Here is a 20,586-nt window from a genome sequence, read left to right on the forward strand (position 1 = left end):
CAAGATGTGTTGACCACGGGCGCGCGTCAGGCCAGCAGAGATGACGCTGATTTCAGAGGTTGATTGCACCCGGACCGGCCCGCTGTGGCGGCGCATTTCGCGCCTGTCCAACCACGCTGGGGGCCGAGACGACAGTCCCGAGCCTGATTTTCGGGAATTTACCAAGACTGAAGTGATCCAAGAGGGCGCATCGCCCGTATTTAGATCAAAATTCATCTACGGGGAAGAAAAATGGCTCTTGATACCATGATCGAAAACCCGTTGCCCAAGCGGGCAATGAAGGCGGAATTGCTGGACGCTGAGACCGAATTGCGACTGGCCTACGCCTGGCGGGATGAGCGGGACGTGCAGGCGCTGCATCGGCTGATCAATGCCTATATGCGACTGGCGATCTCCATGGCCTCCAAATTCCGCCGCTACGGCGCGCCGATGAATGATCTCATTCAGGAGGCCGGGCTGGGCCTGATGAAGGCGGCCGATAAATTCGACCCTGACCGTGGGGTGCGCTTTTCGACCTATGCGGTCTGGTGGATCAAGGCGTCGATTCAGGATTATGTGATGCGCAACTGGTCGATGGTGCGGACCGGGTCGACCTCGGCTCAGAAGTCGCTGTTCTTCAATATGCGTCGGGTGCAGGCCCAGCTGGAGCGTCAGGCCCAGTCCGAGGGCACCCAGCTGGATCAGCACCAGCTGCATCAGAAGATCGCCACCGAAATCGGTGTGCCGCTGCGCGATGTGCAGATGATGGACGGGCGGCTGGCCGGGGCGGATTTCTCGCTGAATGCGGTGCAATCGGCCGAGGAAGAGGGCCGCGAATGGATCGAAGCGCTGGAGGACGACAGCGCCCAGGCCGCTGAGCTGGTCGAGGAAAGCCATGACACCAGGCAGCTCAGGATCTGGCTGGTGGAGGCGATGCAGGCGCTGAACGACCGCGAACGCTTCATCATCACCGAACGCAAGCTGCGGGACAAGCCGCGCACGTTGGAGAGCCTCGGCACGGAGCTGGGCCTGTCCAAGGAGCGTGTCCGCCAGCTCGAGGCGGGCGCCTTTCAGAAGATGCGCAAATCGCTTGAAACCTGCTCACGGGAAGTTCAGAACTTCCTCCTATGACATCTCACATACCTATCATGATCAAAGGCGTGTCCGACTTCGGGCGCGCCTTTTGCATCTGCGCGGCGGCATGGCGACCGATCGCCGTCGGCGTTCTTGTCGCGGCTGCCGTCATGACCGGCACGGCCCGCGCGGACGAACACAGTGGACAGGTCCGCCCGCCTGCGGTGCTGGCCAGCTCGGTGGCGGAGGTGCTGCCGGTTCTGGCCGGGGCTGACGTGGTGTTTCTGGGCGAGATCCACGACAACCCCGCCCATCACGCGGTGCAGGCAGAGATCATCACCGCGCTCCAGCCCGCCACTGTGGTCTGGGAGATGATCACGGCGACGCAGGCGGCAGCGCTGACACCGGATCTGTTGCAGGATGGTCCGGCACTGGCAGAGACGCTCGACTGGACGCAGTCCGGCTGGCCTGAGTTCGCGCTTTATCAACCGGTCTTTGCCGCCAGTCACGGGGCGGCGCAGTTCGGCGCGCTGGTCCCGCGAACGGAAACCCGCCGCGCGATGGAACAGGGCGTGGCGGGGGTCTTTGGTCCTGATGCGGTGGCCTTTGGGCTCTCCACCCCGCTGGATGAGGCAGAGCAGGCGGCGCGTGAAGCCGATCAGCTGGCCAGCCATTGCAATGCGATGCCGGACGAGATGCTGCCGGTTCTGGTTGAGCTTCAGCGGCTGCGCGATGCGGTGCTGGCCCGCGCTGTTGTGGCGGCGCTGGATCACGTCGCCGCAGACCCGGTCAGGCAATCTGGCGATCAGAATCCGGGGCCGGTCGTGGTGGTGACCGGCAATGGCCATGCCCGGCTGGATCGTGGCGCGCCGCTGGCCTTGCGGCAGGCGCGCCCGGCGCTGAAGATCACCGCTCTGGGCCAGTCCGAGGGCGGGCAGATCGAGGGGACGTTTGATGTGGTGATGGAGGCAGATCCAGTCCCGCGCGCCGATCCCTGTCTGGCGTTCCAGTGAGGGGCACGCGCGCGCTGCGGCAGACGCCCTGCGGAAAACCGTTTCACACTGGCGACAGGGCGCAGTAGAGTTTGCCGGGATCTGCGGCAAGGATAGGCAAATGCTGGCGAACAAACGTATTCTCCTGATCATCGGTGGCGGGATTGCCGCCTATAAATCGCTGGAGCTGATCCGCCGCCTGCAGGATCAGGGTGCCGAGGTGGTGCCGGTCCTGACCAAGGCGGGCGAGGAATTTGTAACTCCGCTGTCCGTTTCGGCGCTGGCCGGGCAGGCGGTGCACCGCGATCTCTTTGACCTCACCGCCGAGGCGGAGATGGGCCATATCCAGCTGTCGCGCAGTGCGGATCTACTGGTGGTGGCCCCGGCCACGGCGGATCTGATGGCGAAGATGGCCCATGGTCACGCCAATGACCTGGCCTCAACCCTGCTGCTGGCCACAGATACTCCGGTGCTGCTGGCTCCTGCGATGAATGTGCGCATGTGGCAGCACCCCGCGACCCAGCGCAATCTGGCAAGCCTGATGGCGGATGGTGTGTCCTGCGTCGGCCCGGATGAGGGCGGCATGGCCTGCGGCGAATTTGGTCCCGGCCGTCTGGCGGAACCGGACGCCATTGTTGCCGCCATTGCCGCGAAACTGTCCGATGGACCGCTCAAGGGGCGGCGCATCGTCGTGACCTCCGGCCCGACGCATGAGCCGATCGACCCGGTGCGCTACATCGCCAACCGATCGTCGGGCGCGCAGGGGACAGCGCTGGCCCGTGCTCTGCGCGATCTGGGTGCTGAAGTGGTCTTCATCACGGGCCCGGCCAGCGTTGCGCCGCCCGATGGCGTCGAAGTGGTGGCCGTTGAGACCGCGCGGGAGATGGCCGAGGCGGTGTCAGCGGCGCTGCCCGCAGATGCCGGTGTCTTTGCCGCGGCGGTTGCCGACTGGCGTGTGACCAGCGCATCGGATCGCAAGCTGAAGAAATCCAAGGATGGGCTGCCGGTGATGGAATTTGCCGAGAACCCCGACATTCTCAAGACCGTGTCGCGGCTGGAGCAGGGGCGACCGGGACTTGTCGTCGGCTTTGCGGCGGAGACCAATGATGTGGTTGACAATGCCACCGCCAAACGCCTGCGCAAGGGCTGCGACTGGATTGTCGCCAATGACGTCTCCCCGGCAACCGGTATCATGGGCGGCCGTGAGAACGCGGTGATCCTGATCTCCGATGCAGGCGCCGAAAGCTGGCCGCGCATGGACAAGGACGCGGTTGCCCGCAAGCTGGCCGACCGCATTGCACAGGCGCTGGCGGAGACGGGCTGAACAGAGCCGCACAGGACGAAACCAAGAGGGATCAGGCACAGAATGGTCGATATCCGTATCACATATGACGAAGGCGCAGACCGGGAGGTGCCGCTGCCCGCCTATCAGACCAGCGGCGCGGCAGGCGCCGATCTGCGCGCCAATCTGCCGGATCGCGCCAGCCTGACGCTTGCCCCCGGTGCCCGCGCGCTGGTGCCCACGGGCCTGCGGCTGGCGATCCCCGAGGGCTATGAGGTGCAGATCCGCCCGCGCTCGGGTCTGGCGCTGAAACATGGCATCACCCTGCCCAATACCCCCGGAACCATCGACAGCGACTATCGTGGTCCGCTTGGGGTGATTGTGATGAATGCCGGCGAGGCCGCGTTTGACATCGCCCATGGGGACCGCATTGCGCAGATGGTGGTGGCACCGGTGCTGCGGGCGGAGTTCCAGCTGGTCGAAACGCTGGATGAGACGCCGCGCGGGTCTGGCGGTTTCGGCTCGACGGGGCAGGGCTGATGCTGTCGATCCTTGTCCTTGCAGCATTGATCTGGTGGGGCGGCCACTTCCTGGGGCTGGGACGCCGTTTGCGGTTCAGCCTGTTGGCATTGCTCTATGGTGCGATCCTGACGCTGCATCTGACCCTGCCTGCGACCGCGCCGCTGCGGCTGGCCACCGGGGAAACCGCCGCCCCCTGGCTGATGCTGGCGGGGGCTGTGGCGCTGGTGCTGGGCTACCGTCAGGGGCTGCGTGTCCTGCGCAATCGGGCGCAGCCGGAGGCGGCCGACAGTGAGGCGACCCCGCCCCGGTCGCAGAAATTCTCCGAGACAGAGCTGGAACGCTACGCCCGCCATATTGTCCTGCGCGAGCTGGGTGGCCCCGGGCAGAAAAAACTGCGCAACGCCCGCGTGCTGGTGATCGGAGCCGGTGGTCTGGGCGCGCCTGCGCTGCAATATCTGGCCGCCGCTGGCGTCGGCACCATCGGCGTCATCGACGATGATCTGGTGGAGAACGCCAATCTGCAACGGCAGGTCATTCACCGCGATGATGATATCGGGCGGCCCAAGGTGTTTTCGGCGCAGGCCGCGATGGTGGCGCAGAACCCCTATGTGGAGGTGCGCCCCTATCATCGCCGCCTGGATGCCGAGATCGCGGCGGATCTTTTTGCCGATTACGATCTGATTCTCGACGGCACCGACAACTTCGAAACCCGCTATCTGGCCAATCGCACGGCGGTGGCGCTGGGCAAGCCGTTGATTTCAGGCGCGCTGTCGCAGTGGGAGGGGCAGATCTCGCTGTTCCAGCCCTCGGTCAGCGGCCCCTGCTATCAGTGCATCTTTCCCGAAGCACCTGCGGCCGGGCTGGCGCCCAGCTGTTCCGAGGCCGGGGTGGTCGGGCCGCTGCCCGGTGTCATCGGCGCGATGATGGCGCTGGAGGCGGTGAAGGCGCTGACCGGTGCCGGTGCGGTGCTGCGTGGTGAGATGCTGATCTATGACGGCCTTTATGCCGAAAGCCGCAAGATCACCCTGCGCGGCCAGCCCGATTGCCCGATCTGTGCCGGTGGCGCCGATGCCGGCGTGGAGCCTCACGCGGCGCTCATCAGCAGGCGCGCGGAGGGGGTCTGACGGAACCAGACGCAGCGATTGATCAATCAAAACCAAAGGGGAGGACAAAATGACATTCAACATGACCCAGGGCGCGGTGAAAACCATCGCCGCTGCCGCAGGCCTGGCCCTGCTGTCTACCGCTGCCACAGCGGCGGATCTGCCGGACCTTGAGGGGCGCGAAGTGGTGGTCTCGGTGGAGAACGCCTATCCGCCGCTGCAATTTGTCGACCCTGCCAGCGGCACGGCCATCGGCTGGGAATATGACGCCATGGCGGAGATCGCCGAGCGGATCAACATCACAGTCGTCTATGAAACCACCAGCTGGGACGCAATGATCCCGGCGGTGAGCGATGGCCAGTATGACATGGGCATGACGGGCATCACCATCCGCGACGACCGCAAGGAAAAAGTGGATTTCTCCGACAAATACCTGACCTCGCAGATGCGCATGATCGTGGCCGGGGATGAGAGCCGCTTTGACGATGCCGCCAGTTTTGCTGCCAATGCGGATCTTCTGGCCGGGGCCCAGCCCGGCACCACGCCGTTTTATGTGACCGTCTATGATATCCTTGACGGCGATGAGGCCAACCCGCGGATCAAGCTGTTTGAAACCTTTGGCGCGGCGATTCAGGCGCTGCGCACGGGCGATGTGGATCTGGCGCTGTCGGACAGCACCGCCGCCAATGGCTATGTGCAGGCCTCGGACGGGGCGCTGAAGATCGTGGGCGAGCCGCTCGGGACCGAGGATTTCGGCTTCATCTTCCCCAAGGGCAGCGATCTGGTGGCGCCGATCAACGCCGCCATCGCCTCGATGGAGGCGGATGGCACGCTCGATGCGCTGAACACCAAGTGGTTCCTGGAGTATAAGCTGGGCGGCTGACCCGGCGGCAGACTATGACCAATCCCCGGCCCTAGCGCCGGGGATTTCCACATCATGGGGCAGAGATGAACGAGCAAGAGCCAAGACCGGGCAGGCAAAACCGTCGGGCGGACAGCAAAAAAGAAGATTTCCCATGGTGGCTGGCGGCGGTGATCCTGATCGGGGCGACGCTGATCTGGCGGGTGGTTTCGGATGATCTCTATCTCAATATCCTCAGCACCCTGATGCGCGGCGTCCAGCTGACGATCTTTGTCACGCTGGTGAGCTTTTTCCTGGCCTCTCTTCTGGGGCTTGGGCTGGCGCTGGCTGCGGGATCGCGCTGGCTGGTGATCCGGCAGGGTGCGCGGTTCTATATCGAGGTGGTGCGGGGCATCCCGATCATCGTGCTGCTGCTTTACGTCGCCTTTGTGCTGGCGCCAGCGCTGGTGGAACTGCGCAACTGGATCGGCGCGCAGATCGGGTTGGACCCGATCCGTACCCGCAATTTCCCACTGCTGTGGCGGGCCATTATCGCGCTGATGATCGCCTATTCCGCTTTTATTTCAGAGGTGTTCCGCGCCGGTCTGCAATCGGTGGATGCGGGCCAGATCGAGGCGGCCAAGGCTCTGGGTCTCAGCCGCTGGCACCGCTTTCGCTTTGTCGTGTTTCCGCAGGCGATCCGCACCATCCTGCCGCCGCTTGGCAATGATTTTGTGGCACTGGTAAAGGACAGTTCGCTGGTTTCTGTGCTGGGGGTCGCCGATGTCACCCAGCTGGGCAAGATCACGGCGGTGGGCAATTTCCGTTATTTCGAGACCTATAATGTGGTGGCGCTGATTTACCTCACGCTAACAATTGGCCTGTCGCTGATGCTCAGGCGGTTTGAGAAACACCTGCGTCGCCGCGAGGAGCGCCGGTAGCGGGCAGGCTCCGGCGGCAATCGGTGAAATTCTCTCGACTGTGCCTCTGGACGGCGGGCAGGGGCGGGCATAGCTTCCTCACAAAGGAGATTTGCCATGACCAATCCGCTGCTGTCCAACTGGGACACGCCGTTTGAAATTGCCCCCTTCGACCAGATCAAGGACAGTGATTTTGCCCCTGCGCTGGATGAGGCGCTGGCTACGCATAAGGCGCAGATTGACGCCATTGCCGCCTCGGACGAGGCGCCGACATTTGCCAATGTGATCGAGGCGCTGGAAACCCCCTGCCGCGAGCTGGAGCAGGTTTTGTCGGTGTTCTACAGCGTGGCTGGTGCGGACAGTAACCCCGAGCGCGAAGCGTTGCAGCGGGCGTTTTCCCCGAAGCTGGCGGCGCATTTTTCCGCCATCACCGCCAACAAGGCGCTTTATGCGCGCGTCAAATCGGTGTGGGATCAGCGCGATACGCTGGATCTGACCGAGGAACAGCAGCGCGTCCTGATGCTGACCCATCGCGGATTTGTACGCGGGGGTGCGGCGCTGGAAGGCGCGGATGACACCCGCATGCAGGAGATCAAATCCCGGCTCGCGACCCTTGGGACCGAGTTTACCCAGAACCTGCTGGCGGATGAACGCAGCTGGTATATGGAGCTCGGCGAAGAGGATCTGACCGGCCTGCCGCAGTTTGTCGTCGATGCGGCTCGCGCGGCGGGCAAGGACAAGGGGCTGGAGGGGCCGGCGGTCACGCTGTCGCGCTCGCTCATCACTCCGTTTTTGCAATTCTCGCCCCGCCGCGACCTGCGCAAGACGGCGTTCGAGGCCTGGGCCGCGCGTGGTGCCAATGGCGGCGACAGCGACAACCGCAAGATTGCCGCCGAAATTCTGGCCCTGCGCGAAGAGCGGGCCAAGCTGCTTGGCTATGAGAATTTCGCGGCCTACAAGCTGGAGACCGAGATGGCCAAGACCCCGGCCGCGGTGCGCGATCTGCTGATGCAGGTCTGGGAACCGGCCAAGGCGCAGGCGGAAGCGGATGCCTGGGTGCTGACGAAGATGATGCAGGATGATGGCATCAACGGCGAGCTGGAGCCCTGGGACTGGCGCTATTACGCGGAGAAACGGCGCAAGGCAGAGCATGATCTGGATGAGGCGGAGCTGAAGCCATATTTCCAGCTGGACCGGATGATCGAGGCGTCGTTTGACTGCGCGACACGGCTGTTCGGGCTGGAGTTCACGCCGCTTGATGTGCCGCTCTATCACGAGGATTGCCGCGCCTGGGAGGTGACCCGCAATGGCGCGCATGTGGCCGTGTTCATTGGTGACTATTTCGCCCGCTCCTCCAAACGCTCCGGTGCGTGGTGTTCGGCAATGCGCAGCCAGGCGAATTTCCCCAAGGTGCAGACACCGGTTGTGATCAACGTCTGCAACTTTGCCAAGGGGGATCCGGCGCTCTTGTCTTATGATGATGCGCGCACGTTGTTCCACGAGTTCGGCCATGCGCTGCACCAGATGCTGTCGGATGTGAGTTACGAGAGCATCTCCGGCACCTCGGTGGCGCGCGATTTTGTCGAGCTGCCCTCGCAGCTCTATGAGCACTGGCTGGATGTGCCGGAGGTTCTGGGCAAATTCGCCACCCATGCGGAAACCGGCAAACCGATGCCGGTGGAGATGCGCGACCGGGTGCTGGCGGCCTCGACCTTTGATATGGGGTTCCAGACGGTGGAATATGTGGCCTCTGCACTGGTGGATCTGGCATTTCACGACGGGCCTGCGCCGAAGGATCCGATGGCAAGACAGGCCGAGGTTCTGGCCGAGATCGGGATGCCGTCGGCGATCATCATGCGCCACGCCACCCCGCATTTCGCCCATGTGTTCTCGGGCGACGGCTATTCCTCGGGGTATTACAGCTACATGTGGTCGGAGGTGATGGACGCCGATGCCTTTGCCGCATTTGAGGAGGCGGGCGGTGCTTTTGACCCCGAACGCGCCAAGGCGCTGGAGGCGCATATCCTGTCGACCGGCGGCTCGCGCGATCCGGCGGAGCTGTACACGGCGTTCCGGGGCCGACTGCCCGGTGTCGATGCGTTGCTGAAGGGGCGGGGGCTGGCGGCAAAATAATCCGCACACTGGTTTTTTCTGAAATGTGAGAGGGCAGGTGCGATGCGTCTGCCCTCTCTCGTTTGTGGTTGTGCCCCCGTGATCTGCGGTGAGGGGGGGCGCAGGCCTGCCTAGAACAGTTGCAGGTCTTTCTGACCGCTCTCAATCTCGCTGAAGCTCGGCATGTTCTGGATCGCCCAGGGCACCGGGGCGGCGCCGGGCATCGGCACTGTCGGTTTCATCGCCGCCGCCATGCCAAAGCTTGGCTGGTCCAGTTCGCCGCGGATGTCGCGCAGCAGGGTTTTGTGATCCGGCATTGACTTCAGGATGTTCGCCAGATCCACCTTCGCGCCCTTCCACCACTGGAACCAGATCGGTTTCTTCAATGGGCGCAGACGATCCCGGATGCCGGGGCCATAGCCGGTATCATAGACCTGTTTTCCAAGAAGCACGGTCTGGTAGACCCGGTAATCAAACAGGGTGGCAAATTCGATATCATGGGGCATCGGCAGGCGGTGCTGCCAGAGTTCAAGGTTCTCGGCAAGGCGATCCGGGATCTTCATCTCCGTGCGGGCGTCGATCCAGTATTGGTCATCGGTGCGGTTGCCCAGCCGGTAGTGCAGGCAGATGAATTCCAGCACCTCGTCATAGAGCTTGTCCATCTGCCGGTTGTATCGGCTGCGCAGGGAGGGGGCGATCTCGCGCGTTGGCAGATGTTCGGCAAACCAGCGCACGGCGTGGTCGATCATGTGGATCGCGGTGCTTTCCAGCGGTTCGATAAACCCGCCGGCCAGACCAATGGCCAGACAGTTCTTGACCCAGGCATTGCGCACGCGTCCGATCCGCATCGGGATCACCCGTGGCGTCGCCCCTTTGCCACTGTCGCCCAGCCATTCAAGGTATTCATCCGCCGCCTGATCATCGGTGCGATGGGCCGAGGAGAACACATAGCCGGTGCCCACGCGATTGTAGAGCGGCACGCGCCACGTCCAGCCGGCCCCAAGGGCGGTGGAGCGGGTCAGGCTTTCGATTTTTTCCGGGTCGGGATGTTCAATCTGCAAGGCCATGGCGCGGTCATTGGGCAGGTAGTCGGAATAATCCATGAACGGCTCACCCAGCGCCTGATTGATGATCAGCCCGCGGAAACCGGTGCAGTCGATGACCATTTCGATATCGTGGCGGCCGCGCTGTTCCAGCATCAGGTGGCTGACATTGCCCTGTTCATCCAGTTCGACCGATGTCACCTCGTCCTGAATATGCTCAACACCGCGTTTGGTGCAGACCCTGGTGAGCATGCCTGCAAATTTCACCGCGTCCAGATGATAGGCATAGCCGAACCGCTGTTCGAACTCCGGTTGACCCAAGGGGCGCGCACCCTTGCACAGGCGGCCCAGATCATCATGTGGCGCGATGGACTGGGTGAAATCCCGGTCGCCGTTGCCAAAGCGCAGGAAATATTCAGCGGCCTCCAGCCCCTCCAGCAGTTGACCATGGGCAAAGGGGTTCACATAGTCGATGCGATTGCCCTTCGGGTCCTTGTTCCAGTTGCAGAATTTCACACCGAGCTTGAAGGAGGCGTTGGTTTCGCGGAAGAAATTGCGTTCGGATATGCCCGCCTGACGAAGCGTCTTCGGCATCCGTGGCACCGTTGCCTCTCCGACGCCGACCGTGGCGATATTTGGGCTTTCGATCAGGCAGATCCGCGGGCAGTCCTTTGGTGCCGAGGTGCGGGAGAATTCCGTCTCCAGGATCAGCGCCGTCATCCACCCCGCCGTGCCGCCGCCAACGATGGTGATCTTCCTTAAGCGATTGTTCATCTAGTTCCGTCCCTGTTTTTATGTTTTTTGAAGAACCGTAGCGCAAGTTTCTCGCATTTGGCCAGCCATTATGGCGCTCAGCCGGTCTGGACGGGGCTGAGCGGACCCGACGTCGCGCTGATCGTGGTTTTGCGGGGACATGGCCGGGGGCGGATTGGGGCTGCACTATTTGGAAATTTCGATGATGATCGGTGCTGTGCAAACGCGGCCCGGCATGGTGCGTCGGGGTGGCTGTTGTCCAGACACGGGTCATCACCGGCGCGACCTGTGGTCGTCCGGGGGATGCTGCCGTGCTGATCTGCCAGTCTTGGAACTGGGGACTTGTTCTGCAACCGGGCGGTTGCGGCATAAAGTGGACGGCGCCGCCACGGGGGCGGAGAGGGGCGGGTTGATGGCCCGCGTGCTCAAATTCTCTGCACAGCCTCACACACTGAGGCCCGGTTCCTGGTCGGAGCCGGGGTGCCAGACCCGGATCCTGCAATCGCGATTGCCCGAGAGACTAGCGCAAGGGTCTGAAACGATTCTGAGCGGGGCGGGCGGCAGGTTTGCTGGATGTTAAGATCTGCCGCCCACCTGGGTGATCAATAGCCCAGATTGCGGTCCACCTGATGGCGCAAGGGCTGTCCGGCCTCGCCCAGGCGGATGTTTTCGGCAATCACCCGTGCGGCAGTGATGGCGCGGGTTTCGGCCGCGATATGGGGCGTCACGGTCACATTGGGATGGGCCCAATAGGGATGATCCAGCGGCAGCGGCTCCACCCGGAAAACATCCAGCGTGGCATGGCCGATCTGGCCACTGTCGAGCGCGGCCAGCAGGGCATCATCCTCAATCAGCGGGCCGCGTCCGGGGTTGATGATCCGCGCGCCACGGGGCAGCAGGGCGAGCGTGTCACGGTTCAGCGTATTCTCGGTGGCCGGTGTATCGGGCAGCAGCAGGATCACGATTTCGGCGGCGCTGAGCGCCGCGCGCAGCCCGGCCTCGCCGTGGCGGCAGGTGATGCCGTCGATGGATTTTTCGGATCGCGACCAGCCGGTGACCGGGAAGCCCAGCTTTGCCAGCATCTGCGCGCAGGCCTGCCCCAATGCGCCAAGGCCCAGCACGGTGACCGGCCGTTCCTCGGCCAGCGGCGGCACCACGGGGTCCCATCTGTCCTGCGTGCGGATCGTGTGGTCGATGCCGAGGTGATAGCGCAGCACATGGCCGGTGACCCATTCCACCATGCCTGCGGTCAGCCCCGGATCCACCATCCGGCAGAGCGGCATCGTCAGGGTCTGGTTGCCGACGATCTTTTCCACCCCGGCCCAGAGGCTCAGCACCGCCTTGCAGCGGGTATAGGGGGTAAAGTCCTGAAGGTCGGAATTGGGGGCATAGACCACATAATCGACCTCTCCCGGCGCGTGATCTAGGCGCAGATCAACCTCCAGCCCGGCCTCGGCAAAGGCGGCGCGCAAAGGTGCCTGATAGCTGGCCCAGCGTTCGGACAGGGCGGCGAACTGGACGTTGATCATGTGGCAAACACCCCGTCCATATCGGCAAATCCCTTGATTTCGATGGGGTTGCCTGCGGGATCATGAAAGAACATCGTGCTTTGCTCTCCCGGCTCGCCCGCAAACCGGGTGGTGGGGGCGATGGTGAAGTCAACACCCGCCGCCTCCAGCCGGTCAGCCAGCGCGCGCCAGTCACCCTGCGGCAGGATCACCCCGAGGTGGGGCATCGGCACCATGTGATCGCCGACCCTGCCGGTCTTGGCGGTGGCAAAAACTGGCCCGAGGTGCAGCGAAATCTGATGGCCGAAGAAGTTGAAATCGACCCAAGTCTCGGTGCTGCGCCCTTCCTGACAGCCCAGCAGCTCCCCGTAAAAGCCGCGTGCCCTGTCGAGATCATCCACGTGATAGGCGAGGTGAAAAATGCTCATCTCTGTGCTCCCTTAACTCTGTGCCTAAGGGGATAGGCGGTGAGGCGTGCAAAGGGTAGCTTGTTTTTCTATGTTCAGACATAAGGATATCTATGGACACACGATTTCTCACCAGCCTGATTGCCACGATTGAAGAAGGCTCCCTTGCGGCGGCGGCGCGGCGTGAGGGGATCACCGCCTCGGCCATCTCGCAGCGGATTGCCGCATTGGAGGCTGATGTGGGCGTGGCGCTGCTGTGCCGGGCGGGCCGGGTCATGCAGCCAACGGCGGAGTGTCGTCGGCTGCTGCCACGGATGCGTGACATGCTGCGGGCAGAAGCCGAGTTGCGGGGAGAGCTGCGCGGCGCCGCGCTGACCGGGCGGTTGCGGCTGGGCGCGGTATCGACGGCGATGGGAGATTACGCGGGCGCGATCCTGCGGCATCTGAGAGCCGCCGCGCCGGAGGTTGCGTTGCAGCTGGTGCCCGGCACCTCTGAGGGGCTTTATGCGGCGATGGAACAGGGGCAGGTCGATGCAGCCCTGTTGATCGAACCGCCCTTTCTGCTGCCAAAATCCTATGTGTTCACCGAGATTGCCCGGCAACCCATCGGGCTGTTGCAGGCTGAGAAGGCCGCTGAAGAGTCGCTGCCCTATCTGATCTACAGCCGGGACGCCTGGGGTGGCGCGCGCTGCTGGCAGGCGCTGACGCAGAGGGTCGAGGCGCCGGAGATCCTGGCGGAACTGGATGCGCTGGAACTAATTGCCCAGATGGTGGCAGAGGGCACCGCGCAGGCGGTTGTGCCGCTTTGGGAGGGGGTGGGGCGATATGGCGGGCTGCGGTTCACGCCCTTTGATGATGCGGAACGGCGGCTGGGCGTGCTTCTCCATCAGCGCGATGCGGACAGCGCGCTGACGCGGGTCTTGCTGGCAGCGCTCTAGCCGACGCCTATCGCGGGCGGTGGATATTGGCGCTTTGCACCAGACCAAAGGCGGCCAGCAGCACCAGCATCGCCGACCCCCCGTAGGAGACCATCGGCAGCGGCACGCCGACCACGGGTGCCAGCCCCATCACCATCGACATATTCACCGCAAAGAACAGGAAAAATGTGATGGCGACGCCCAGCGTGACCAAAGAGGAGAACCGGTCCCTGGTGGCAAGCGCCGTGGCAATGCAGAACAGGATCACCAGCATGTAGATGAACAGCAGGGTGAACCCGCCGATAAACCCGAATTCTTCGGCCAGGGTGGTGAAGATGAAATCGGTGTGTTTCTCGGGCAGAAAGTTCAGCCGTGACTGGGTACCCTGCATGAAACCGCGGCCGGACCAGCCGCCGGACCCCAGCGCAATCTTCGACTGGGTGATGTGGTAGCCGGCGCCGAGCGGATCCTGCGAGGGATCGAGAAAGGTGTCGATGCGGCGGAACTGATAGTCTTTCAGCAGCTGCCAGTCGGTGCCCCGGCTTTTGAACACGGCCGCAACAAGACCCACTGCGGCGCCGATGACGGCGGCAAAATAGGCCCAGTGCACACCGGCAAGGAACATCACGCCCCCTCCGGCGGCCATCAGCAGGATGGAGGTGCCAAGATCGGGCTGGCGCAGCACCAGAAAGGTGGGCAGCAGGATCAGGATCACCGGCAGGATCACCCATTGGGGCCGTGAACAGCGCTCCGGCGGCAGCCAGTCGTAATAGGCGGCCAGCAGCATCACCAGCGTGATCTTCATCAGCTCCGACGGCTGCAGCCGCATAAAGCCAATGTCGATCCAGCGCTGTGCCCCCATGCCAACGGTGCCGAAGAATTCCACCGCCACCAGCAAGAGCACCGAGACCAGATAGGCCAGTACCGAGATATTGCGCCAGAACCAGATCGGGATCATGGCCACCACCAGCATCACCGAAAGCCCAAGCAGGAAGCGTTTGACCTGCGGTTCCACCCAGGGGGAGAAACTGCCGCCCGCCACCGAATAGAGCATCAGAAAACCGACGCTGGCGACGCTGGCCAGAAGCAGGGTCAAGGGCCAGTTGAGATAGAGGATCTTGCGCAGGCCGGTCGGCACCGATTGCGCGTTATTGGCAAGATAGCTCATGGCTGTCCTCTTGTCGCTGTCTGCCCCTGTTCACGCAGACCCATCTCAGGCCTGACCACTGTCGCTGTTGCGGCTGGTGCGCTGGATGCGTTCACGTTCCAGACGGTCCTGCTGGGCTTCGATACGGCTGCGGTCCTTCTTGGGGTAGGCCTCAAGCGGTGGCGTGCCATTGTAGAGCGCCTGTAGCAGCACGTCGCGGGCGATCGGCGCCGCCGCCTTGGAGCCGCCACCGCCATGTTCCACCACCACTGCAACGGCGAATTTCGGGTTGTCATGGGGCGCGTAGCTGACAAACAGAGCATGGTCGCGCCGTTCCCAGGGCAGGTCCTCGTTGCGGATCACCCCGGCGGCGCGCTCTGCGGCGGTGATATTGCGGACCTGACTGGTGCCACTCTTGCCCGCCATGCGCATGCCCTCGGCGATGATCCGGGAGCCGTAGCCGGTGCCGCGCCGTTCGTTGCTGACCGAATACATGCCCCGGCGGATCGTGCGCAGATTGTTCTCGTTGACGCCAATCGGCTCTCCGGCGCCGCTGGGCTGTTCCACCCCGTCGATGGATTTCAGCAGGCGAGGCGTCACCGAACGCCCGGTGGCCAGACGTGCGGTCATCACCGCCAGCTGCATGGGCGAAGCCAGAAGATAGCCCTGCCCGATAGAGGAGTTCACGGTGTCACCAACCAGCCAGTCCTGACCGTAGGTCTTTGATTTCCATTCCTTGTTGGGGGCGATCCCCTTGGCCACGGCAGACATTGGCAGATCATGGCGCACGCCAAGGCCAAAGCGTTTTGCCATGGCGGAAATCTTGTCGATGCCGACCTTGATGGCGAGATCGTAGTAATAGACGTCGCAGGAGCTTTTGAGCGATGTATTGAGATCGACATGGCCATGGCCTGCGCGTTTCCAGCAGTGGAAGCGGCGGCCCGAGACCTCCAGATGGCCGGGGCACCAGACGGTATCTTCGGTGCCGATCAGGCCTTCTTCCAGCGCGGCAAGGGCGGTGATCATCTTGAAGGTCGATCCGGGCGGATAGGTGCCCTGAACGGATTTATTGGCCAGCGGGCGATAGGGGTCTTCGGTCAGCATCCGGTAGTCGGCTACCGAGATACCCCGCACAAAGAGGTTGGGATCAAAGCTGGGCGAAGAGGCAATGGCGCGCACATCACCGTTTTCGCAGTCGATGACCACGGCGCTGGCGCTCTCGAGGCCAAGCCGCGCCTGGGTGTAGTTTTGCAGATCGGCATCGACGGTCAGCTGCATGTCGGCGCCGGCCTCGCCTTCGCGGCGATCCAGCTCGCGCATGACACGACCGGTGGCGTTGACCTCGACACGTTTGGCGCCGGCCTTGCCGCGCAGCACATCCTCGCGCTTGGCCTCAAACCCGACCTTGCCGATCTGAAAGCGCGGGATCATCAGCACCGGTTCTGGGTCTTCCATCTTGCTGAGGTCATAATCCGAGACCGGCCCGACGTAGCCGATCACATGGGCAAAATCCTCATGCTGCGGATAGACCCGCGTGAGGCCGACCTCGGGCGTGATGCCGGGCAGGGCGGGGGCGTTGACCGCAACCTTGGAGATGTCGTCCCAGCTGATCTGATCGGCCAGGGTGATTGGCAGGAACGGTGGCGAGCGGCGCATTTCAGCCATGGCGCGTTCGATGTCTTCGGGGTCCAGCGTCAGCAGTCGCGACAGTTTGTCGATGACGTCGCCCACATCGCCGGCATCCTCGGGCACCACGGTGATCCGGTAGGATTGCGCGTTCTGCGCCAGAATTGTGCCGTTGCGGTCGTAGATCTGCCCCCGTGCCGGGGGGATCAGGCGCAGGTTGATGCGGTTTTCCTCGGCCAAGAGGCGGAACTGGTCAGCCTGATCGACCTGAAGGTGACGCATCCGCATCGCCAGACCACCGGCAAAGGCCAGCTGCAACCCGCCCAAGAGCAGGGCGCGACGGCTGAGTTTGCGATGTGAGGCCTCGACATCCTTGACGTTGCGTTTCATCAGCGGCTTCCCAGGGCTTCTGCCTCGGCGGGGGAGAGTTTGCGCACCCCCAGCAGGCTTTGGCTGGCCAGCGCGACCAGCGGATAGATCAGCAATGTTGCCACCATCTGGATCAGAATCAACCCCAGCGACGGCTGCACCACCCCCAGAATCGCCAGGATCAGCCGGTTGAGCAGGGTCACGGCGGTGACGGTCACCGCCACCGTGAACCATTCGCCGAGAAAGGCGGTTTCACGGTGCGGCTGAACCTGTGATTTCAGAAAGCTGGAGGCCAGAACCACCAATAGCGCCATCAGGCCCGGTGGCCGCTGGAACAGCAGATCGGCCAGCAGGAAGGTGAGGGCAATCAGCAGCGTCGGCACATAGTCGGGACGCCGGAGCGACCAGGCCAGGACCAGCGCCAGCATCAGATCCGGCGGCGCCCAGCGAGAGGGCAGCGTATCCAGCGGCAGCAGGTGAAAGAACATGATCACGAGGGCCAGCGCCGGAAAGGCCGCGCGCATGAGCCAGATCCGCGCCGGGGCGTTATTGGCCATCTCCGGCCTCCGCCGCCGCCCCATCGCCCAGCCCCTCGGGCCGGGGTTGCGGAATATTGATGCCCGGTGCCGGAACCACCAGCCCGCCGGGATCCTTGATCACCTCAGATCCGTGATGGCGCAGCACCCGCAGGAATTCCAGCCGCTCGTAATCGGCCGAAAGGCGCACCCGCAGGCGGCCAAAACGGTCCTGCGTGACCTGCCCGATCAGCAGACCTGCCGGGAACACCTTGCCATCGCCCGAGGTGACCACCCGGTCGCCGGGGCGGACCAGATCGGGGTTTTCGAGAAAGTCGATCACCGGCGCCGGGCTGTTGTCGCCAGCCACCAGCGTGCTTTGCCCGGAGGGCTGGATCAGCGCGGGGACGGAGCTGGCAGCATCGGTGAGGAGGATCACCCGCGCGGTATCCTGCCCGGTGCCGGAGATCCGCCCGACAAGGCCGATGCCATCCATCGCTGCCCAGCCGTCGCGCACCCCGTCACGCGCGCCGACGTTCAGGATCACCGACTGGCGAAAGGGCGAGCCGCTGTCGGCCATGACCACACCGGTGACAAAGGTCAGGCGGGGGTCGAGCCGCACATTGTTGAGATCCAGCAGGCGGGCGTTTTCCTGTTCCAGCTGTAGCGCCGCTTCTTTCCAGGCGCTCATCTGGCGCAATTCGCTGCGCAGTTCGCGGTTCTGTTCGGCAAGCCGCTGATAGCTCTGAAAATCGCGCAGCAGGTTGATGGCGCCCTCAACCGGGACCATGGCCCAGTCCATGCTGGGAACAACGGCATCGACGATTTGGGCGCGAAACCTCTCGACCCTTGGGCTGTCGATCCGCCAGATCAGGAAAATCGCCAGCAGGCACAGGCAGATAACCCCGGTCAGCAGGCGGCGCAGCGGGGCGGTATAGTCATCACGCTGGGACCGGTCTTTGGCCAAGGTATTCCTTCCCGGCGCCGGGCGTCGGCCATCCTAGCGATGGCCGGACCGCTCAGCTGTCGTAATCAATGGCATGTGCCAGCTGTTTTTCGTATTCCAGCGCCTTGCCGGTGCCAAGCGCCACGCAGTTCAGGCTTTCATCGGCGATGGAGACCGCCAGACCGGTCTGTTCGCGCAGGGCCAGATCCAGATCGCCCAGCAGCGCGCCGCCGCCGGTCAGCATCACGCCGCGATCCACGATATCCGCCGCCAGATCCGGCGGTGTGGTTTCCAGCGCGGTCATCACCGCTTCGCAGATCTGCTGCACGGGTTCCGCCAGCGCTTCGGCGACCTGGGCCTGCGAAATCTCGATTTCCTTCGGCACGCCGTTCAGCAGGTCGCGGCCGCGGATCTGCATCGACTGGCCGCGGCCGTCGTCGGGCATCCGGGCGGTACCGATGGAGGTCTTGATGCGTTCGGCCGTGGCCTCGCCCACCAGAAGGTTCTGCTGACGGCGCAGGTAGTTGATGATCGCCTCATCCATCCGGTCGCCACCAACGCGGACCGAGCGCGCATAGACGATGTCGCCCAGCGACAGAACCGCAACCTCGGTGGTGCCGCCGCCGATGTCCACGACCATGTTGCCGGTGGGATCGGTGATCGGCATCCCGGCACCAATGGCGGCGGCGATCGGCTCGGCGATCAGCCCGGCGCGGCGGGCGCCTGCGGAGAGCACCGACTGGCGGATCGCGCGTTTTTCAACCGGGGTGGCGCCATGCGGGACGCAGACGATGATCTTGGGCTTGGAGAAGGTGGAGCGTTTGTGCACCTTGCGGATGAAATGCTTGATCATCTCTTCGGCGGTGTCAAAATCGGCAATCACCCCTTCGCGCATCGGGCGGATCGCCTCGATGGAGCCGGGGGTGCGGCCCAGCATCAGCTTGGCATCCTCGCCAACTGCGAGCACTTTTTTCACGCCGTCCTTCACATGATAGGCGACAACGGAGGGTTCCGACAGGATGACACCGCGACCCTTGACATAGACGAGCGTGTTCGCCGTGCCGAGGTCAATTGCCATATCAGACGTGAACAACCCGCCAAGACTTCCAAAGATCGACATGTATTAGGACCCTGTAAAACTGCCACCTGTCCCGCGACTCTGCTGAGCGCGGGCTTTATGTCTTATAAGCAGCGCCGGGAGGTGGCGAAAGGGCGGATTCCGATCAAAAGGCGCCTTTTCGCCGCCACTGCGGGGTGCCCCATGGGAAAGGCAGACAACCGATCCGATTGGCAGTGTGGGCAGGTGTGGCGCGGATCTGATAAGCGCGCCCCTCAAAACCGCACGCCTCCGGCAACTATCGGAGGCGGTAAAGGGCCGCGCGATGTTGCTTCTCTTGTTTGCACAGCGTTGTTAAGCTTGATCCTTACGGATGTTTGGTCGGCGAAGGGAACGGCGATGAAGCGGCGAAATTTCTTACTGGCTGGCGGGGCCTTCGGCATGGCAAATCTGATCACAGGACAAACCGCCGTTGCCGGGTCCGGATTTTTTGTCCCACCGGAGGAAGCGCCGCATCAGCGCACCTTCATGCAATGGCCGGTCAGCAGGAAGGTGCATCCAGATCCTGTGTTCCGCGACATGGCGCAGCAGTCGATTGCAGATATCGCCAATGCGATTGCGGCGTTTGAACCTGTCACAGTGCTCGCGGCGGCAGCGGATCACAGCGGCGCGCGCGCCAAGCTGTCTGCGGATGTTGAGCTGTGGGATATCCCGACCGAGGATCTGTGGTGCCGCGATTCAGGGCCTATCTTTGTGATCGATGGCGCAGGCGGCTTGGCGATCAGCCATATCCAGTTCAACGGCTGGGGCAAAAAGCAGGTCAACCGGCGGGACAGCCAGATCGCAGGACGGGTGGCCGAGCGTTTGGGGCTGCCGCTGTTGCCAACCGGTTTGCATGGCGAGGCAGGCGGCGTGGAGCAGGATGGGCACGGGCTGCTGATGGCACATGAGAGCAGCTGGGTGAACAAAAACCGGAACCCCGGGCTGTCACGCGATCAGATAGAACAACGGCTGCTGGAGGCTTATGGGGCGGATCGCATGATCTGGGCCGAGGGGGTCCGGGGGGAGGATATCACTGATTATCATATCGATAGCCTCGCACGTTTCACCGGGCCGGGGCGTGTTCTTATGAACCTGCCCGATACCCCTGATAGCGCCGATCCGTTCCATATGGCTGCGTTGGACACGCATGACCGGCTGGTTGGGGCGGGGCTGGAGGTTGAGGTTATCCCCGAACCTCATATCCGTCGGATCAAAAGGTTCGATTTTGTCGCCTCTTACGCCAATTATTACGTCTGCAATGGTGCGGTGGTCGCGGCGGAATTCGGGGATGGTGCAACCGATGAGATCGCGCGGAACGCGCTGGCGCGTCACTATCCGGGACGGGAAATAGTCACGCTGAACGTGGACCCGCTGGGCGAATTGGGTGGCGGCATTCACTGTGCAACGCAGCAGATGCCAGCGGTCTGAGGC

Annotated in this window: 18 protein-coding genes; 10 read left to right on the plus strand and 8 right to left on the minus strand. The window is 63.4% G+C overall.

The features are described 5' to 3' along the window. Positions 1-231: 231 nt before the first annotated feature. From VWZ87_RS19140 to VWZ87_RS19175, 8 genes are all read left to right on the plus strand, one after another. Positions 232-1,110, plus strand: coding sequence for an RNA polymerase factor sigma-32 (locus VWZ87_RS19140; protein ID WP_340547327.1), 879 nt, complete (start codon positions 232-234; stop codon positions 1,108-1,110). Beyond that, a complete protein-coding gene (locus tag VWZ87_RS19145) occupies positions 1,107-2,066 on the plus strand; it encodes a ChaN family lipoprotein (protein WP_416536682.1) in 960 nt (319 codons plus the stop codon). Before VWZ87_RS19140 ends, VWZ87_RS19145 begins: the two co-directional genes overlap by 4 nt. Before the next feature lie 100 nt (positions 2,067-2,166). After that, positions 2,167-3,369, plus strand: coding sequence for a bifunctional phosphopantothenoylcysteine decarboxylase/phosphopantothenate--cysteine ligase CoaBC (gene coaBC / locus VWZ87_RS19150; RefSeq protein ID WP_340547325.1), 1,203 nt, complete (start codon positions 2,167-2,169; stop codon positions 3,367-3,369). A 42-nt stretch (positions 3,370-3,411) separates the two neighbouring features. Then, positions 3,412-3,867, plus strand: coding sequence for a dUTP diphosphatase (dut, locus tag VWZ87_RS19155; RefSeq protein WP_340547324.1), 456 nt, complete (start codon positions 3,412-3,414; stop codon positions 3,865-3,867). Beyond that, positions 3,867-4,973 (plus strand): HesA/MoeB/ThiF family protein, encoded by a 1,107-nt coding sequence (locus tag VWZ87_RS19160; protein ID WP_416536683.1) that lies wholly within the window; start codon positions 3,867-3,869, stop codon positions 4,971-4,973. The genes dut and VWZ87_RS19160 overlap by 1 nt, the downstream gene beginning before the upstream one ends. A gap of 49 nt (positions 4,974-5,022) precedes the next feature. Further along, positions 5,023-5,835, plus strand: coding sequence for a transporter substrate-binding domain-containing protein (locus VWZ87_RS19165; protein WP_416536684.1), 813 nt, complete (start codon positions 5,023-5,025; stop codon positions 5,833-5,835). Between the two features lie 65 nt (positions 5,836-5,900). Beyond that, entirely contained in the window at positions 5,901-6,734 is an 834-nt protein-coding gene (locus VWZ87_RS19170) for an amino acid ABC transporter permease (protein WP_416536685.1), read from the plus strand. 96 nt (positions 6,735-6,830) lie between these two features. Further along, on the plus strand, positions 6,831-8,846 hold the full coding sequence (locus VWZ87_RS19175; RefSeq protein WP_416536686.1) for a M3 family metallopeptidase: 2,016 nt from the start codon (positions 6,831-6,833) through the stop codon (positions 8,844-8,846). Positions 8,847-8,956: 110 nt separating this feature from the next. Here the strand turns inward: VWZ87_RS19175 and VWZ87_RS19180 are convergent, their stop codons facing one another. The 3 genes from VWZ87_RS19180 to VWZ87_RS19190 form a co-directional block, all read right to left on the minus strand. Beyond that, a complete protein-coding gene (locus VWZ87_RS19180; RefSeq protein WP_340547319.1) occupies positions 8,957-10,642 on the minus strand; it encodes a tryptophan halogenase family protein in 1,686 nt (561 codons plus the stop codon). A gap of 581 nt (positions 10,643-11,223) precedes the next feature. Further along, positions 11,224-12,150: a 2-hydroxyacid dehydrogenase gene (locus VWZ87_RS19185; RefSeq protein ID WP_416536687.1), complete on the minus strand. Its 927-nt coding sequence runs from the start codon at positions 12,148-12,150 to the stop codon at positions 11,224-11,226. Further along, a complete protein-coding gene (locus VWZ87_RS19190) occupies positions 12,147-12,557 on the minus strand; it encodes a VOC family protein (protein WP_416536688.1) in 411 nt (136 codons plus the stop codon). Before VWZ87_RS19190 ends, VWZ87_RS19185 begins: the two co-directional genes overlap by 4 nt. Positions 12,558-12,649: 92 nt before the next feature. Here VWZ87_RS19190 and VWZ87_RS19195 point away from each other — a divergent pair, with 92 nt between their 5' ends. Continuing rightward, positions 12,650-13,474: a LysR family transcriptional regulator gene (locus VWZ87_RS19195; protein ID WP_416536689.1), complete on the plus strand. Its 825-nt coding sequence runs from the start codon at positions 12,650-12,652 to the stop codon at positions 13,472-13,474. A gap of 7 nt (positions 13,475-13,481) precedes the next feature. Here the strand turns inward: VWZ87_RS19195 and rodA are convergent, their stop codons facing one another. The 5 genes from rodA to VWZ87_RS19220 are packed head-to-tail and all read right to left on the minus strand — an operon-like array spanning position 13,482 to position 19,176. Beyond that, the gene (gene rodA / locus VWZ87_RS19200) at positions 13,482-14,621 is read right to left on the minus strand and encodes a rod shape-determining protein RodA (protein ID WP_340547315.1); all 1,140 of its coding nucleotides are present in this window, start codon (positions 14,619-14,621) and stop codon (positions 13,482-13,484) included. Between the two features lie 45 nt (positions 14,622-14,666). Next, positions 14,667-16,616 (minus strand): penicillin-binding protein 2, encoded by a 1,950-nt coding sequence (gene mrdA / locus VWZ87_RS19205; RefSeq protein ID WP_416536690.1) that lies wholly within the window; start codon positions 16,614-16,616, stop codon positions 14,667-14,669. Further along, positions 16,616-17,152 (minus strand): rod shape-determining protein MreD, encoded by a 537-nt coding sequence (locus VWZ87_RS19210; protein ID WP_340547313.1) that lies wholly within the window; start codon positions 17,150-17,152, stop codon positions 16,616-16,618. The genes mrdA and VWZ87_RS19210 overlap by 1 nt, the downstream gene beginning before the upstream one ends. Further along, a complete protein-coding gene (gene mreC, locus VWZ87_RS19215) occupies positions 17,142-18,077 on the minus strand; it encodes a rod shape-determining protein MreC (protein WP_340547312.1) in 936 nt (311 codons plus the stop codon). The genes VWZ87_RS19210 and mreC overlap by 11 nt, the downstream gene beginning before the upstream one ends. A gap of 52 nt (positions 18,078-18,129) precedes the next feature. Beyond that, positions 18,130-19,176, minus strand: coding sequence for a rod shape-determining protein (locus VWZ87_RS19220; protein ID WP_061049901.1), 1,047 nt, complete (start codon positions 19,174-19,176; stop codon positions 18,130-18,132). A gap of 336 nt (positions 19,177-19,512) precedes the next feature. Between VWZ87_RS19220 and VWZ87_RS19225 the strand changes: the two genes are divergently transcribed. Next, positions 19,513-20,583 (plus strand): agmatine deiminase family protein, encoded by a 1,071-nt coding sequence (locus VWZ87_RS19225; protein WP_416536691.1) that lies wholly within the window; start codon positions 19,513-19,515, stop codon positions 20,581-20,583. The last annotated feature ends 3 nt before the right edge of the window (positions 20,584-20,586 follow it).

The sequence above is a fragment of the Phaeobacter sp. JH20_37 genome (assembly GCF_048056015.1).
In the GTDB taxonomy this organism is placed as follows: domain Bacteria; phylum Pseudomonadota; class Alphaproteobacteria; order Rhodobacterales; family Rhodobacteraceae; genus Phaeobacter; species Phaeobacter bryozoorum.